Here is a 16234-nt window from a genome sequence, read left to right as displayed (position 1 = left end):
GGGGTGCTCGTCTAGGCTGGCCGGCCGGAGGTGGTGCGGGTGCGACGGACAGCGCCGATGGCGAACGCGGTGGGGCTGCTGGCCGGTTACGCGCTGGACAGGCTGCTCGGCGACCCCCGCCGGTGGCACCCGGTGGCCGGCTTCGGGCAGGCCGCCGGGGCGCTGGAGCGCCGCCTCTACCGCCCGGACCGAACGGCGGGTACGGCCTTCACCGCGCTGGCCGTCGGAGGGCCGGTGCTGCTCGGAGCGGCCGCCGCGGCGGCTACCCGGCACCGGCCGGTGACCCGGGCGGTGCTCGTGGCGGCCGGCACGTGGAGCGTGCTGGGCGGCCGCACGTTACGGCACGAGGCGACTGTCATGGGCCGGACGCTGCGTGACGGCGACCTGCCCGCTGCCCGGCGACGCCTCGGCAACCTCTGCGGGCGGGACCCGTCGACGCTTGGCGAGTCGGAGCTGGCCCGTGCCACAGTCGAGTCGGTCGCCGAGAACACCTCCGACGCGGTCGTCGCTCCGCTGCTCTGGGGTGCGGTCGCCGGCCTGCCCGGGCTGCTGGGCTACCGCGCGGCGAACACCCTCGACGCGATGGTCGGGCACCGGTCGGCGCGCTACGCGCGGTTCGGCACCCCGGCCGCTCGGCTGGACGACGCGCTCAACCTCGTACCGTCCCGGCTGACCGGGCTGCTCACCGTCGCCGTCGCGCCGGTCGCGCACGGGGACCGGCAGCGCGCCTGGCAGGTGTGGCTGCGCGACCGCAACGACCACCCGAGCCCCAACGCCGGCCAGTGCGAGGCGGCGATGGCCGGTGCGCTCGGGGTCCGCCTCGGCGGCCGCAACGTCTACTTCGGGCGCTCCGAGGTGCGGCCGTTCCTCGGCGACGGTCCCCGCCCGGAGGCGCGGCACCTCAAGCGGGCCGCCCGGATCTCCGGCGCGGTGGGGCTGGCCGCGGTGGGGCTGGCCGCCGCGTACCCGGTGACCCTCGGCCGGCTGATCGGCGCCGTGGGCCGGCGCGGGTTGGCCGTCGGGGCCGGAGGGCGCGGGCGGGCCGGCGGAGTGGACGCGGGTGTCGGGGTGCGGCGGGGGAACGGGCGGTGAGTGGCGGGCTGCTGGTGGCCGGCACGACGTCCGACGCGGGCAAGAGCGTGCTCACCGCCGGCATCTGTCGCTGGCTGCACCGCCAGGGCGTGAAGGTGGCGCCGTACAAGGCGCAGAACATGTCGAACAACTCGGCCGTGGTCGTCGGGCCGGACGGGCGCGGCGGCGAGATCGGGCGCGCCCAGGCCATGCAGGCCGCCGCGTGCGGGCTCGCACCCGACCTGCGGTTCAACCCGGTGCTGCTCAAGCCGGGCAGTGACCTGGCCAGTCAGGTGGTGCTGCTGGGCGAGGCGGTCGACACGATCACCGCCGGCACCTTCCGGCAGTTGCGCCCCCGGCTCGCCGAGACCGCGTACACCGCGCTCGCCGAGCTGCGCGAGACGTACGACGTGGTGATCTGCGAGGGCGCCGGCAGCCCCGCCGAGATCAACCTGCGGGCCGGTGACTACGTCAACATGGGGCTGGCCCGGCACGCCAACCTGCCCACCATCGTCGTCGGCGACATCGACCGGGGCGGTGTGTTCGCCTCGATGTTCGGCACCGTGGCCCTGCTCGACCCGGCCGACCAGGCGCTGATCGCCGGCTTCGTGATCAACAAGTTCCGGGGTGACCGCGGACTGCTCCAGCCGGGTCTGGACATGCTGCGTCAGGTCACCGGCCGTCCCACGTACGGGGTGCTGCCCTGGGCGCTGGACCTGTGGCTCGACGCGGAGGACTCTCTCGCCTACGGCCGGGTGCTCGGGCGCCCCGCCGCCCCGCACGGCACCGAATGGCTGGACGTGGCCGTCGTTCGCCTGCCCCGGGTCAGCAATGCCACCGACGTGGAGGCGCTCGCCACCGAGCCGGGTGTCCGGGTACGCCTCACCATCGAACCGGCCGAGCTGGCCGCCGCCGACCTGGTCGTCCTGCCCGGCTCCAAGTCCACCGTCGCCGACCTCGCCTGGCTGCGCGAGACCGGCCTCGCCGACGCGGTCGCCACCCATGTGGCGGCCGGCAAACCTCTGCTCGGCCTCTGCGGCGGCTTCCAGATGCTCGGCCGCGCCATCCACGACCCGGTGGAGAGTCGGCAGGGCAGCGTGCCGGGGCTCGGTCTGCTGCCCATCGAGATCACCTTCGATCCGCGCAAGACCGTGCGGCAGTCGGTGGGCACCGGCCACGGTGGCCTTCCGGTGCACGGCTACGAGATCCACCACGGGTACGTGTCCCAGGCCGACCCCGGCCTGCCGCCGCTGCTGACCGGCGACGACGGTGTCGGAGAGGGGGCCGCGCTCGGCGCGGTACACGGCACGCACTGGCACGGGGCGTTCGAGTCCGACGGCTTCCGCCGGTGGTTCCTCACCGAGGCGGCTCGCCTGGCCGGCCGCAGCGGGTTCCGGGTCGCACCGGCCACCAGCTTCGCCGCCGCCCGGGAACGCTCGCTTGATCTGCTCGGCGACCTGGTCGAGGAACACCTGGACACCGATGCCCTCTGGCGTCTCATCGAAGCCGGCCCACCCGCCGGCCTCCCCTTCATCCCACCCGGCGCGCCACCCTCCTGACTGGGACACCGTCCCCTGGGGACTGTGCAGGTGGGGACCGCCCATGATCGTGCTCGATCGTTGTTCCAGGGGCCTCTCCGCGCGAGGAGGGGCCTGTTTCGTGGATCGAGCGCGATCGTGAGCCGGGCTGCCCGCCGGTGGTGGGCGCCCGGTGGTGGGAGTCAGGGGCGGACGTCGGCGGGGCGGTCGGTGGTGGGCAGGCCCGCGGCGAGCCAGGCGTCCACACCGCCGATCATGTCGGTGGCCCGGCGCAGCCCGAGGGTCTGCAAACTGGCGGCGGCCAGGCTGGAGCTGTAGCCCTGCCGGCACACCAGCACGATCTCCCGGTCGTACCCGGTGGCCTCCGGGATCCGCCAGGCGCTGGCCGGATCGAGGCGCCACTCCAGTACGGTCCGGTCGATGACGACCGCGCCCGGCAGGTCGCCCTGTTCGCGGCGTTGCAGGTCGGTACGGGTGTCGACCAGCAGCGCGCCGCCGCGGACCGCCTCGACGGTCTGCTGCGGAGTCAGTCGGTGCAGCCCGGCGCGGGCCTGTTCGAGCAGGGCGTCTATGCCGGGGCTCATCACGTCTCGGAGCACCACCCGATCATCCCGATTCGGTGGCACCCCGGGCGGCGAACGGGCCGCCCGTCACCCGTCGTCGCCCCAATTCCCCCGGACGTGACGGTGGCCGGCCAGGGCGACCAGCCGGACGGGGCACGGTGGCCCACCCTGGCCCCTCAGCCAGCATGATCGACACGGCCGCGCGGTGCCCCTTCGGCAGGGACACCGCGACCGCACCGAACCGGAGTCGGTCGCCCTGCCCGCCGACGGCGACGGCATACTTCGGTCATGCACCACGCGAGGTTGTGCTGAACCCGGAGACTGCCGGCCCGACCGTGGCGGTTGTCGAGGCGTACGCCGAACTGGCTCGTCGGGTGCTCGCGGGCCCGGCGCGGTTGGGGCGGACCCGGCTGGTCGCCGTCGACGGGCCGAGCGGCGCGGGCAAGAGCCGGTTCGCCGCGCAGCTCGCGGATGCCCTGGCGGGGCCGCTCGGCGGCCGACCGCCGGTGGTGCACACCGACGACCTGCTCGACGGGTGGGACGACCAGGTCACCTTCTGGCCCCGGCTCGACGAGTGGGTGCTCGCCCCGCTGCGCGCCGGGACGCCGGGTGCCTACCGGCGGTACAGCTGGGTCCGGCACCGTTTCCTGCCCCGCCCGGTGCCGGTGCCGGCGGCCCCGGTGCTGCTGGTCGAGGGGGTCAGCGCCGCCCGCGCGGTCGTCCGGCCGGAGCTGACGCTGGCCGTGTTCGTCACCGCACCCGCGTCGCTGCGACTGGCACGCGCGGTCGCCCGGGACGGGCCGGAGATCCTGCCCGAGCTGCGCCGCTGGCACGACGGGGAGCGGGCGCACTTCGCCGTCGACGAGACCGCGACCCACGCCGACCTGGTGGTCGACGGCGCGCCCAGCCTGCCGCACGACGCGGACCGGTACTACGTGCGGCTGCGCTGAGCGGGGCATGGACGTCGGCCACCGACTACGGCACGATGCGGGGAGCTACGGCGAACGGGGAGCCACCATGACGGCAGCGGACGCGCCAGCGCGGCGTCGGATCACCCTCACCGGCATCAGCTCACGGGCCTGGGAGCATCCCGCCGACCGGGGTGCCCTGGTCGCGCTGCGGGAGCTGCGCGGTTTCGACGACGTGGTGCGGTCGTTCTTCGGCATGTGGAACGAGCGGGGTTTCCGGCTGTCCGTGCTGGCCTCCGGCATCCGGGTCGACCACCGGCAGTACCCGGCGGTGTGGCAGCGCTACACCGAGGCCGCGGCGGCGCTCGACGTGGCCGAGCTGCCCGAGCTGTACGTGACCCAGTCGCCCTGGTTGGGCGCCGAGGCGGTCGGGCTGGAGCGGCCGTTCATCGTGGTGAACTCCGCCTGCGTGCAACAACTCGACGAGGACGAGCTGCGCTGTCTGCTCGGCCACGAGTTGGGGCATGTGGGCAGCGGGCACGCGGTCTACAAGACGATGCTCATGATCCTCACCCGCTGGGCTGCCAACCTGAGCTGGTTGCCGGTCGGCGCGATCGCGCTGCGGGCCATCATCGCGGCGATGCTGGAGTGGTGGCGCAAGGCGGAGCTGTCCGCCGACCGGGCGGGCCTGCTCGCCGGGCAGGACCCGGCCGCCGCGTTGCGGCTGTTGATGAAGCTGGCCGGTGGCGGTGACCTGTCCCAGGTCGACACCACCGCCTTCCTGGAGCAGGCCGCCGAGTACGCCGGCGGCGGCGACCTGCGCGACAGCCTGCACAAGATCCGGATGACCGCGTGGAGCACCCACCCGGTGCCGGTGGCGCGGGCGGCGCAGCTGCGCCAGTGGATCGACTCCGGGGCGTACGGGCGGGTGCTGGCCGGGGACTACCCACGCCGCGAGGACGACAGCTCGACCAGCGTCACGGAGGAGATCAAGGCGGCTGCCGAGTCGTACCGGGAGGAGTTCAGCAGGTCCAGCGACCCGCTGGTCGGGTTGCTGCGCCGGCTCGGCGACGGTGCGAGCGACGTCGGCGAGTGGGTGGGCGGCACCGCCGGTCGGGCCCGTTCCTGGATGGACGCGGCCACCGAGGCGGCGGGCCGCGCCCACCGCGCCGGGCGGGCCGCCCCCGGCGCGCGGGCCGGCGCCGGCCCCACGGACAGCGGTGACGGTACGGGCTCCGCCGGCACGCCCAGGTAAGGCCGGCATACGATGCCGGTCATGACCTCACCGATCATGTCCGAGTCCGAGGTGCGAGCCGCCGTCGAGCGGGAGATGCCCGGCGTCCGGGCCGACCTGGAGCGCCTCGTCCGCATCCCCGGCATCGCCTTCGAGGGCTTCGACCACTCGCACGTGGAACGCTCCGCCGAGGCGGTGGCCGAGCTGCTGCGCGGTTGCGGCCTGGACGTCGAGATCGTGCGATCCGGCGGCCAGCCGGCGGTGATCGGCCGTCGGGCCGCGCCGCCCGGCGCACCCACCGTGCTGCTCTACGCCCACCACGACGTCCAGCCGGTCGGCGACCTGTCGCTGTGGGAGTCCGACCCGTTCGAGCCGGTGGAGCGGGACGGCCGGCTCTACGCCCGGGGCGCGGCCGACGACAAGGCCGGCATCATGGCGCACGTCGCGGCGCTGCGCGCGTACGGTGACGCGCTGCCGGTCGGCGTGGTCCTGTTCATCGAGGGCGAGGAGGAGTACGGCTCCGACTCGCTGGAGCAGTTGCTGGTCGAGCACCGCGACAAGCTCGCCTCCGACGTCATCGTGATCGCCGACTCCGGTAACTGGGACATCGGCGTACCGGCGTTGACCACCTCGCTGAGGGGCATCGTCAACTGCTTCGTCGAGGTGCGCACCCTCGACCAGGCGGTGCACAGCGGCATGTTCGGCGGCGCCGTGCCGGACGCGCTCACCGCGCTGGTCCGGTTGTTGGCGACGCTGCACGACGACGCCGGTGACGTGGCGGTGGAAGGGCTGGTCGGCCGGGAGGGCGCCACCGTCGACTACCCGGAGGACCGGATCCGGGCCGAGGCGGGGCTGGCCGACGGCGTGGGGTTCATCGGCACCGGCCGGATCACCGACCGGCTCTGGACCAAGCCGGCGCTGGCCATCCTCGGTGTCGACGCGCCGTCCACGGGCGAGGCGCCGAACGCCCTGGTCCCGTCCGCGAAGGCGAAGCTCAGCATCCGGCTCGCCCCGGGCGACGACAGCAAGCGGGCGTACGCGGCGGTGCGCGCGCACCTGGAGCGGCACGCCCCGTGGGGTGCGCAGGTGACCGTCACCTTCGAACACGACGGTGACCCGTGCGTGATCGACGCGTCCGGGCCGATGTTCGACGCCGCCCGGTCGGCTTTCCGGGCCGCCTGGGACGGCACCGACCCGGTGGACATCGGCGTCGGCGGCTCGATTCCGTTCATCGCCACCTTCCAGGAGATGTTCCCGAAGGCGGCGATCCTGGTGACCGGTGTGGAGGACCCGCACGCCCGTGCGCACGGCCCGAACGAGAGCCTGCACCTGGGGGAGTTCGCCCGGGTGTGCCTCGCCGAGGCGCTCCTGCTGGGCAAGGTGGCGGCAGCGGGCGGGTAGGCCTCCGGCACGGCGCGGGAACTTTGGGTCTGATCTGGGGGTTTACGGCGTGTCGGCCCGCTGTCTGTTATAGCCTTTCGTACATGAGTACGAACGAGGTGATGGCCCGGTTGGGGGCCGCTGTCAGCGCGCTGGGAGATGTCGACGTCTCCGCGTGGTCCGAGGACACGCTCAACGAACAGCTCGGTGAGCTTTCCGCCGCACTGGTCGCCCTCGACTCGGTGCTCTCCCGCGTGGCCGGCGAGGTCCGGGCCCGGGGGCTACGCATCGAGGAGCCCGTCTCGGCCTAGGGCTGCCCGCCCGTCGTCCGCGTGAGCGGGCGGCACCTCCCACACCGCCCGGGCACGGCAATGCCCGGGCGGTGTGGGAGGTGCCTGGCAGGATGAGCTGCGTGCGGTTCCTCGATCTGGCAGCCACCTCCGCCGCCGTCGGTGCCACCAGCGGCCGACGCGCCAAGGTGGAGCTGCTCGCTGACGCGCTGCGCCGACTGGATCCCGACGAGGTCGAGCCCGGCGCCGGCTATCTCGCCGGTGAGCTGCGCCAACGGCAGACCGGGGTTGGCTACGCGAGCCTGCGTGACCTGCCGCCCCCGGCCGCCGAGCCGACGTTGACGGTGGCCGCCGTGGACGCCGCCATCGCGCAGATCGCCGCCGTGCACGGCTCGGGCTCGCAGGCTCGACGTCGGGCACTGCTCGGCGCCCTCTACGCGGCGGCGACGGCCGACGAGCAGCGCCTGCTCACCGGTCTGTTCAGCGGCGAGCTCCGTCAGGGCGCCCAGGCCGGGCTCCTCGCGGACGCGGTGGCCCGGGCCGCCGAGGTGCCGGTGGCAGCGGTCCGTCGGGCGCTGCTGCTCGCCGGTGATCTGCGGGCCGTGGCGGTGGCCGCGCTGGCCGGCGGGGCCGCCGCGCTGGCCGGGTTCGGTCTGCGGGTCGGCCGACCGCTGGCGCCGATGCTCGCGCAGAGCGCCCCCTCGGTCGACGAAGCGCTCGCCGCGACCGGCACGCCGGCGGTGGTCGACGTGAAGCTCGACGGCATCCGCATCCAGGTGCACCGCTCCGGCACCGACATCGCGGTGTTCACCCGCAGCCTCGACGAGATCACCACCCGGGTGCCCGAGGTGGTCGCCGCGGTCCGCGCCCTGCCCGGCCGGGAGATGGTCCTCGACGGCGAAGCGATCGGCCTGGACGAGACCGGCCGCCCGCTGCCGTTCCAACAGACGTCGAGCCGGGCCGCCCGGCGCACCACCCCCAGCACCACCGGGCGCACCCCGGTCGCCCCGGCGGTGCTCGCGGCGGCTGCCAGCACGGGTGCGACGGTGCTCACCCCGTACTTCTTCGACCTGCTGCACCTCGACGGCGAGGATCTGATCGACCTCCCCGGCCGGGAGCGGTGGGCCGCCCTCGCCGGTGCTGTGGATTCGTCGCTGCTGGTCGGCCGCATGGAGGTCGACGATCCGGAGCAGGCCGCCAGCGCGTTCGCCGCAGCGCTCGACGCCGGGCAGGAGGGCGTGGTGGTGAAGGCCCCGGACGCCCCCTACGACGCCGGCCGGCGCGGTTCCGCCTGGGTCAAGGTGAAACCGCGACACACGCTCGACCTGGTGGTCCTCGCCGTCGAGTGGGGCAGCGGCCGACGCAAGGGCTGGCTGTCCAACCTGCATCTGGGTGCGCGTGACGCGCGCACCGGCGACTTCGTCATGCTCGGCAAGACGTTCAAGGGGCTCACCGACGAGCTGCTGCGCTGGCAGACCGAGCGGTTCCTCGACCTCGCTGTCGAGCGCGGCGACTGGGTCGTCCGGGTCCGGCCCGAGCAGGTGGTGGAGATCGCCTTCGACGGGGTGCAGACGAGTTCGCGCTATCCCGGCGGGATGGCGCTGCGGTTCGCCCGGGTGGTGCGTTACCGCGACGACAAGTCCGCCGCCGAGGCGGACACCATCGACGCGGTCCGCGCCATCCACGCCGGCCGGGTGAGCGGCTGACGGGGAGTGCTCAGGCGGACGCGGTCGGGGCAGGCTCGGCGGCCCGGTCCAGGGGAGCCTCGGTGACGCCGATGCCGGCGGCCCGGCGGGCCTCACGACGGGCCACCCAGCCGTAGCCGAACAGGGCCATCACCGCGAACAGCCACCACTGCACGACGTAGCCGAAGTTCTGCCAGTTGTTGGCGTGCCCCACCGGCACCGCCTTGAACACCGGGTCGGCTGCCGGGGTCTGCTCGTCGAGCAGCAGGTAGGCGCCGTAGACCGGGTAGGGAAGTTCGCCGGCCAGCCGTGACACCCCGATCCGCCGGATCTCCAGCAGCCCGTCACGTCGGGCCACCGCGCCGGCGCCGCTCTCGGTCTCGTGCACCCGTCCGACCACCGTCACGTCGCCGGTCGGCGCGGCCGGCACCGACGGCTGGGCGGTCGCCCCACCGGCTGCCGGCGGGATCCAGCCCCGGTCCACCAGCAGCGCCGTGCCGTCGGTGAGCACCAGCGGGGTGAGCACCTCGAAGCCGACGCGGCTGTCCACCGTGCGGCCGCGGACCAGCACGGTGTTCGCGGGGTCGTACCGGCCGGTGACGGTGACCCGGGTCCAGACCTTGTCCTCGGCGGGGGCCGGACCCACCGTCCCGGGGCCGCCGCTGGGGGCGCGCAGCGTGTCGGCGAGCGGCGCGGGGGCCATCCGCTGGCCCGCGTCGATCCGCTCGTTGACCTCGGTGCGCCCCCGGTAGCGGTCCAGCTGCCAGTTGCCCAGGAACACCATGACGGCGGCGGCGACCAGGGTCAGCGCGAGAGCGCCCAGCCAGCGTGGGCTCAGCAGGAACCGGTACACGGCACCGAGGCTACTCGTATGACCGGCGCCACTGACCTGGACCGGGCCGGACCGGGCCGGGATCGTCGTCCGGGGCCCCTGCCAGGGCCGGACCGTCCGCCCCGGTTGGCGGTGCTCGCGCCTGCGGCCGGGCGGGTATCGTCACGCCGACGGATCGGCCCCGGTCGTCCCGTCGCGTACCCGCCGCCGCTCGCGAGGAGTCGATGATGACCGTCGTGCCGCGCCTGGTGCTCAGCGCGCCGTCCTCCGGGCACGGTAAGAACGCGCTGGCGATCGGGCTGCTCGCCGCCCTGGCCGAGCGCGGGGTCGACGTCGCCGGGTTCAAGCTCGGGCCGGATCACGTCGACGCCGCCTACCTCGGTCTCGCCTCCGGTCGGCCGGGCCGGGTGATCGACCCCCGGCTGGTCGGCGTCGACCGGCTCGCCCCGCTGGTGGCGCACGGCGCCACCGGTGCCGGGCTCGCCGTGGTGCAGGGCAGCATGGGGTTGTACGACTCGGTCGGTGGCCGTCCCGAGCAGGAGTCCACCGCCGCCGCGGCCGCCGCGCTGCGCAGCCCGGTGGTGCTCGTTGTCGACGTGGCCGCGATGGGTCAGTCGGTGGCCGCCCTGGTGCACGGGTTCCGCTCGTACGACGAGCAGTTGTGGCTCGGCGGGGTGATCCTCAACCGGGTGGCGTCGTCGCGGCACGAGGGGATGCTGCGCGAGGCGTTGGACGACGTGGGGGTGCCGGTCTACGGCGCGCTGCGGCGCCAGGACCTGCCGGCGGTGCTGCCGTCGCGGCGGCACGGGGTGGCGCCGGTGGTCGACGACTCGGCCGACGCCGTCCGGGCGGTCCGCCGGCTGGGCGAGGCCGTCGCCGCCACCGTCGACCTGGAACGGCTGCTCGGGCTGGCCCGCTCCGCCCCGCCGCTACCGGCACCCGCCTGGTCTCCCGAGGAGGCCATCGGCGCGTTCACGCCCCCGGCGAACCGTCCGCTGGTGGCGGTGGCCGGTGGGCCGGGCGGCAGCTTCAGCCACCCGGAGACGGCGGAGTTGCTCCGGGCCGCCGGCGCCGAGGTCGTCGTCCTGGACCCGCTGCGCGACGAGGCGCTGCCGGTCGGCACCCGCGCGCTGGTCGTCGGCGGCGCGCTGCCCGAGGCGTACGCCGAGCAGTTGTCGGCCAACCGGCGGCTCTGCATCGCGGTGGCCGAGTTGGCGCGGACCGGGCGTCCGGTGATCGCCGAGGGCGCCGGGCTGCTGTGGCTGGCCCGGGAGTTGGACGGGTTGCCGATGTGCGGTGTCCTGGACGCGGTCGGCGTCAGCCGGGACGGGGTGGTGGCCGGCTACCGGGAGGCGACCGCCCAGACCGACAGCGTGGTCGCGGCCAGCGGCACGGTGCTGGTAGGGCACAAGGCGCACCGTGCGGTGCTCACCCCGCGCGCCGGTCAGCGCCCGGCCTGGAGCTGGGAGGGCGGCGCGCCGGAGGGCTTCGTCTGGCGTAACGTGCACGCCTCGCAGCTCACCGTGCACTGGGCCAGCCATCCGGCGACGGCCACCCGGCTGGTCGCCGCGGCGGCGGCCGACCCGACGGGCGAGGTGGTAGCCGCGCAGGCCGGCGGGGTGTCGGTGTGATCGGTCAGGTGGCGGTGCGCCGATTCCCGGCGTTGACCGTGTCCACCCCGCGTACCGAGGTGCGTCAGCTCACGGCTGCCGACGCGGCGGCGGCGGGGGAGATCTTCGCCGACAAGCTGACCCGGCGTTGGCTGCCGCTGCCCGACGACTCCGGCCCGATCGACGGGCTGGCCTGGTGCACCGATCTGGCCCGGCAGCGGCGCGACAGCGGGGAGGGCGACCACTACGCGGTGGTGCGGCGCGAGGACGACCAGGTGGTGGGGTCGCTGTGGACCCGGCGTACCGACTGGGGTGCCCGCCTCACCGAGATCTCCTACGCGATGGCGGCATCCGCGCGGGGCTTCGGCTTCGCCGCCGAGGCGGTCGACGCGGTGGCCATCGCGCTGATCCTGGAGCACGGTTTCCAACGGGTCGAGCTGCGGGTGGCGCCCGGCAACCTGGCCTCGCGCCGGGTCGCCGAGAAGGCCGGGTTCAGCTACGAGGGCCTGCTGCGTAACGCCGGGTTCGTCAGCGGCGGCCGGGTGGATCTGGAGCTGTGGTCGTTCGTGGCCGCCGACCTGCGCTGAGTCGCCGTTGACCCGCGCCGACCTGCGCTGACCCGCCCGCCGGTCAGCCGACGATGGCGTCGGATGGTGGGGTGAACTGGCGGGTCGGGCTGCCCTTCAGGCCGTCGCGCAGGGTCTCCGAGACCGCCTTGATGGGGATCTGGGACTGCCCGTCACCGACCGCGTTGAACGGATTGTCCGGGTCGGAGATGAAGCTCGCCGCCGCCAACTCCGGGGTGTAGCCCACGAACCAGGCCGATCTGGTGCTGTCGGTCGTACCCGTCTTGCCGGCCACCGGGCGTCCGACGGTGCCCCGCACGCTGTCGGCGGTGGACCAGCCGCCGCAGCTGCCGCGCGCCGGGGTGTCGCCGGTGGGGCAGCGGGCCGCGTCGGTGGCTGCCCGCGCGGCGTCCGCGCTGACGACCTGCCGGCACCGTGGCTTGGCCACCTCGCGGTGGAGGCCGCCCGGGGTGGCGTACGTGGCGGGCGTGCCGTCCCGGTTCATGATCGCTTGCACCGGGATGGCCTCGCAGTAGCGGCCGTCGGCGGCGATGGCGGCGTAGGCGTTCGCCATCTCCAGTGGGGTGGCGTCGGAGACGCCCAGGGTGAACGCGCCCCACTTCTTCGCCTTGGCCGGGGACGCCTGTTCCCGGTCGACGTCGGTGCGCCAGCGCAGCCCGAGCTGTTCGGCCAACCGGACCGCCCGGTCCGCGCCGACCTTCTCCTCCAGCCACACGAAGTACGTGTTGACCGATTTGCCGAAGCCGGACCACATGGTCTGCTGACCGGTCATGGCCCCGCTGGCGTTGGAGGGCGCCCAGCCGTCGTACACGGACGACTTGTAGCGGTAGGGCGCGTTGAACGAGGTGGAGAGGGTCATCCCCGAGTCCAGCGCGGCCAACATCGGGAACATCTTGAACGTCGACCCGGCCTGGTAGCCAGCCAGGTCACCGCCGCCGAGCAGCGGCGCGACAGTGTTCGGGTAGTTGGCCTTCACCTTCGGCCCGGCCTCGGGGTTGGAGCTCTGCGGGTTCTCGGCCAGGTCCAGCGAGTACGTCCGGTTGACAGCCATCGCCTTCACCCGCCCGGTGCCCGGCTCGGAGACCACGATCCCGTTGGCGAACGGGCTGCCGGTGGCGTCCTTGGCGCCGACGCTCTTCTCCGCCGCCTCCTGGATCTTCGGGTCGAGGCTGAGCACGATCCGGTAGCCGCCCCGGCGCAGGTTGTCCATCCGTTCCAGCCGGTTCGCGCCGAACGCGGGCTGCGCGCTCCACCAGTTCTTCAGGTAGTCGCAGGCGAAGCCCCAGCTGTTGTACTTCTCCGTCACCGCGGCGCAGTCGTGCGGTGGGGTGGTCAGCTTGAGCCGGATCGGCTCGGACTTGGCGGCGGCGGCCGAGTCGGGGGAGAGGTAGCCGAGTTGGCTCATCCGGTCCAGCACGTAGTTGCGCCGGCCGGTGGCCTCCTTCTGGTCGGAGTCGGCCGGGTCGTACTCGGACGGGGACTTGACCAGTCCGGCGAGGGTGGCGGCCTCGACCGGTGTGAGGTCCTTGGGGGTCTTGGAGAAGAAGATCTCGCTGGCCGCGTAGATGCCGTACGCGCGGTGCCCGAAGTACGCCGAGTTCAGGTAGCGCTCCATGATCTGTTCCTTGCTCAGCTCCTTCTCCAGGTCCAGCGCCATCCGCATCTCCTTGACCTTGCGCAGGCTGGTCTGCTGGGTGGCCTGCTGGACCTCCTTGGGCGTGGTCGCGCTGTCCCGCAGGGCCATCCGGACGTACTGCATGGTCAGCGTCGAGGCGCCCTGGGAGCCGCCGGAGCGGGCGTTGGAGACGAAGGCCCGGGCCACGCCCTTCGGGTCGACGCCGTGGTGCTGGTAGAAGCGGGAGTCCTCGGCCGCGACGATCGCCTGCTGGATGTTCGGCGACATGTCCGACAGCTTGGTGTACTGCCGGTACTCCTCGTAGAACATGGTCAGCACGGTCTTGCCGTCGGGGGCGTAGAGGTACGAGGTCTCGGCGGGCAGGGCGGTCTTCAGCACCCGGGTCTTCTGGTCCACGGCGTGCGCGGTGGCCTTCGCGCCGAGCCCGGTGAGGGCGACCAGTGGGTACGCGGCGGCGGCGATCACGATTCCGGCGATCAGCCCGGCACGCAGGAGAGGGACGAGACGACCAGCGGCGGCAAGGGGTCGATTGCTCACCTGGTCAAGTTATGACATTTCCGATTCGTACATGAGAAGAACTCTTAAACCGGCGAGTGGTGACGCGGCTTACGTCGAGATCGGCTGTCCCACCGGCCACCTTCCCGGCAGGATCGCGGACATGTCTGATCAGCCGAGCACGCTCGCCCCACCTACCGGGTTCGAGCCGGACCTCGGGCACCACGGCGACGCGGAGGCCACCGCCGGCCTGATCGACCTCGCCGTCAATGTCCGTCGGGCCCGGCCTCCCGCCTGGCTCGCCGACCCGATCGCCGCGACCCTCACCGACCTGGCCCGCTATCCGGACCCGGCGCCGGCCCGCGCGGCGGTCGCCGCCCGACACCACCGTCACCCGAACGAGGTGCTGCTCACCGCCGGGGCCGCCGAAGGCTTCGTGCTGATCGCCCAGGCGCTGCGCGGCGTCCGCCGCCCGGTGGTGGTGCACCCGCAGTTCACCGAGCCGGAGGCCGCGTTGCGGGCCGCCGGACACCAGGTCGAGCGGGTGCTGCTCGACGCCGCCGACGACTTCCGGCTCGACCCGTCCCGGGTGCCCGCCGACGCCGACCTCGTGATGATCGGCAACCCGACGAACCCGACCTCGGTGCTGCACTCCGCCGGGACGGTGGCCGCGCTGGCCCGCCCCGGCCGGGTGCTGGTGGTCGACGAGGCGTTCGCCGACACCACCACCGCCCCCGGGCACCCCGGCGAGCCGGAGTCGCTGGCCGAACGCCGCGACCTGCCCGGGTTGCTCGTGGTGCGCAGCCTCACCAAGACGTGGGGTCTGGCCGGCCTCCGGATCGGCTACCTGCTCGGCGAAGCGGAACTGCTGTCCCGCCTGGCCGCCGTCCAGCCGCTCTGGGCCGTCTCCACGCCCGCGCTGGCGGCCGCGTCGGCCTGCGCCAGCGTCGTCGCGGTCCAGGCCGAACGCGCCATCGCCGCCGACCTCGCCGCCGACCGCGACCACCTGGTCGCGCGACTGGCCGACCTGCCCGGTGTACGCGTCGTCGGCCGTCCCGCCAGCGCCTTCGTGCTGCTGCACCTGCCGGGCGCCACCCGGATCCGGGCGGCCCTGCGCGAGCGCGGCTGGGCGGTGCGTCGGGGCGACACGTTCCCCGGCCTCGGCCCGGACTGGCTGCGGGTGGCGGTACGTGACCGAAACACCACCGACGCGTTCATCGACGTGCTGCGCGAGACCATGGAGGCATGATGCTGGAGACCACGATCGCGGCGATCCGTCCGGCGGACGAGGCGGCCATGGCCGCCGCCCGGGAGCTGCACGGACGACTGACCAAGCCGGTGGGCTCGCTGGGCGCGCTGGAGGAGCTTTCGGTACGCCTCGCCGGTCTGGCCGGGGCGTGCCCACCGCCGCTGCCCGAGCCGGCCGCGGTGGCGATCTTCGCCGGCGACCACGGGGTGCACGCCCAGGGGGTCAGCCCCTGGCCGCAGGAGGTCACCGCGCAGATGATCGGCAACTTCCTGGCCGGCGGTGCGGTGGTCAACGCGTTCGCCCGGCAGGCCGGTGCCTCGGTCACCGTCGTCGACGTCGGCGTGGCCACCCCGCTGGCCACCGACCCGGCCGCCGCGCCGGCCGGTTCCGACCCGGCGGTGCTCGACCCAGCGGTCACCGGTCCGGCAGTGCTCGACCCGGCAGTGCCCCGGCTGGTCGTCGCGTCGGTCCGCCGGGGCACCAGCGATTTCACTGTGACCACCGCGCTGACCCGGGACGAGGCGCTGGCGGCGGTACAGACCGGCATCCGCATCGCCGACGAGCTGATCGACGCCGGTGCCGGCATCCTGCTCACCGGAGACATGGGCATCGGCAACACCACCCCTGCCGCCGCGCTGATCGCCGCGTTCACCGGCGTCGACGCGCTCGACGCCACCGGTCGGGGCACCGGCGTCGACGACCCGACGTACGCCCACAAGGTGGCGGTGGTGCGGGCCGCGCTGGCCCGGCACACCCCCGACCCGGCCGACCCGCTGGGGGTGCTGGCCGCCGTCGGTGGCCTGGAGCACGCCGCCCTGGCCGGGCTGATCCTGGGTGCCGCGGCGCGCCGCACGCCGGTGCTGCTGGACGGCGTGATCGGGGTCTCGGCCGCCCTCGCCGCCGCCGCGTTCGCCCCGGCTGCGGTCTGCGCGATGGTCGCCGGCCACCGCTCGGCCGAGCCCGGTGCCACAGTGGCGCTGCGCCACCTCGGGCTCGACCCGCTGATCGACCTGGGGCTGCGCCTCGGCGAGGGCACCGGCGCGCTGCTGGCGCTGCCAGTGGTCACCGGCGCGGTCCGGGTGCTGCACGAGGTGGCCACCTTCGACTCCGCCGGGGTGGCCGAGAAGTGACAGCGCGCGACGAACGAGCCGTCCGC

14 protein-coding genes are annotated in these 16234 nt (G+C 74.2%); 11 read left to right on the top strand and 3 right to left on the bottom strand.

Annotated features, from left to right (window positions below; genetic code table 11):
- The first annotated feature begins 57 nt into the window (after positions 1-57).
- Both ACX27O_RS23985 and ACX27O_RS23980 read left to right on the top strand, forming a co-directional pair.
- Positions 58-1092, top strand: coding sequence for a cobalamin biosynthesis protein (locus tag ACX27O_RS23985; protein WP_458940165.1), 1035 nt, complete (start codon positions 58-60; stop codon positions 1090-1092).
- Positions 1089-2630 carry a cobyric acid synthase gene (locus ACX27O_RS23980; RefSeq protein ID WP_458940088.1) on the top strand — a complete coding sequence of 514 codons (1542 nt, stop codon included), beginning with the start codon at positions 1089-1091 and terminating at the stop codon, positions 2628-2630. Before ACX27O_RS23985 ends, ACX27O_RS23980 begins: the two co-directional genes overlap by 4 nt.
- A gap of 161 nt (positions 2631-2791) precedes the next feature.
- On the opposite strand, the gene ACX27O_RS23975 is transcribed toward ACX27O_RS23980, so the two are convergent.
- Entirely contained in the window at positions 2792-3193 is a 402-nt protein-coding gene (locus tag ACX27O_RS23975; protein ID WP_030333422.1) for a rhodanese-like domain-containing protein, read from the bottom strand.
- Between the two features lie 164 nt (positions 3194-3357).
- On the opposite strand from ACX27O_RS23975, the gene ACX27O_RS23970 reads away from it, so the two are divergent.
- The 5 genes from ACX27O_RS23970 to ACX27O_RS23950 all read left to right on the top strand — a co-directional run bounded on the left by ACX27O_RS23970 (position 3358) and on the right by ACX27O_RS23950 (position 8690).
- Positions 3358-4122, top strand: a complete 765-nt coding sequence (locus tag ACX27O_RS23970; protein WP_458940087.1) for a uridine kinase family protein — start codon at positions 3358-3360, stop codon at positions 4120-4122.
- Positions 4123-4189: 67 nt separating this feature from the next.
- Complete coding sequence (locus ACX27O_RS23965; protein WP_030333426.1) at positions 4190-5335, top strand: M48 family metallopeptidase; 1146 nt, start codon at positions 4190-4192, stop codon at positions 5333-5335.
- 36 nt (positions 5336-5371) lie between these two features.
- Positions 5372-6715 carry a dipeptidase gene (locus ACX27O_RS23960; protein WP_030333427.1) on the top strand — a complete coding sequence of 448 codons (1344 nt, stop codon included), beginning with the start codon at positions 5372-5374 and terminating at the stop codon, positions 6713-6715.
- A gap of 83 nt (positions 6716-6798) precedes the next feature.
- Positions 6799-7005, top strand: a complete 207-nt coding sequence (locus ACX27O_RS23955; RefSeq protein WP_030333429.1) for a hypothetical protein — start codon at positions 6799-6801, stop codon at positions 7003-7005.
- Between the two features lie 92 nt (positions 7006-7097).
- Entirely contained in the window at positions 7098-8690 is a 1593-nt protein-coding gene (locus tag ACX27O_RS23950; protein ID WP_357638735.1) for an ATP-dependent DNA ligase, read from the top strand.
- 10 nt (positions 8691-8700) lie between these two features.
- Here ACX27O_RS23950 and ACX27O_RS23945 read toward each other — a convergent pair whose 3' ends face one another.
- Positions 8701-9522 (bottom strand): SURF1 family cytochrome oxidase biogenesis protein, encoded by an 822-nt coding sequence (locus ACX27O_RS23945; protein ID WP_210863244.1) that lies wholly within the window; start codon positions 9520-9522, stop codon positions 8701-8703.
- Positions 9523-9728: 206 nt separating this feature from the next.
- On the opposite strand from ACX27O_RS23945, the gene ACX27O_RS23940 reads away from it, so the two are divergent.
- Both ACX27O_RS23940 and ACX27O_RS23935 read left to right on the top strand, forming a co-directional pair.
- Positions 9729-11132 carry a cobyrinate a,c-diamide synthase gene (locus tag ACX27O_RS23940; RefSeq protein ID WP_357638733.1) on the top strand — a complete coding sequence of 468 codons (1404 nt, stop codon included), beginning with the start codon at positions 9729-9731 and terminating at the stop codon, positions 11130-11132.
- Positions 11129-11698: a GNAT family N-acetyltransferase gene (locus tag ACX27O_RS23935; RefSeq protein ID WP_030333437.1), complete on the top strand. Its 570-nt coding sequence runs from the start codon at positions 11129-11131 to the stop codon at positions 11696-11698. The genes ACX27O_RS23940 and ACX27O_RS23935 overlap by 4 nt, the downstream gene beginning before the upstream one ends.
- A gap of 43 nt (positions 11699-11741) precedes the next feature.
- On the opposite strand, the gene ACX27O_RS23930 is transcribed toward ACX27O_RS23935, so the two are convergent.
- Positions 11742-13871, bottom strand: a complete 2130-nt coding sequence (locus tag ACX27O_RS23930; protein ID WP_030333439.1) for a transglycosylase domain-containing protein — start codon at positions 13869-13871, stop codon at positions 11742-11744.
- A gap of 121 nt (positions 13872-13992) precedes the next feature.
- On the opposite strand from ACX27O_RS23930, the gene cobC reads away from it, so the two are divergent.
- Complete coding sequence (gene cobC / locus ACX27O_RS23925; RefSeq protein ID WP_210866016.1) at positions 13993-15078, top strand: Rv2231c family pyridoxal phosphate-dependent protein CobC; 1086 nt, start codon at positions 13993-13995, stop codon at positions 15076-15078.
- A complete protein-coding gene (gene cobT / locus ACX27O_RS23920) occupies positions 15078-16208 on the top strand; it encodes a nicotinate-nucleotide--dimethylbenzimidazole phosphoribosyltransferase (protein ID WP_030333444.1) in 1131 nt (376 codons plus the stop codon). The genes cobC and cobT overlap by 1 nt, the downstream gene beginning before the upstream one ends.
- Positions 16209-16234 lie beyond the last annotated feature (26 nt).

The sequence above is a fragment of the Micromonospora sp. SD19 genome (assembly GCF_054462275.1).
The sequence above is the reverse complement of the archived record's forward strand: the minus strand, read 5'-3'. Positions and strand labels throughout refer to the sequence as shown.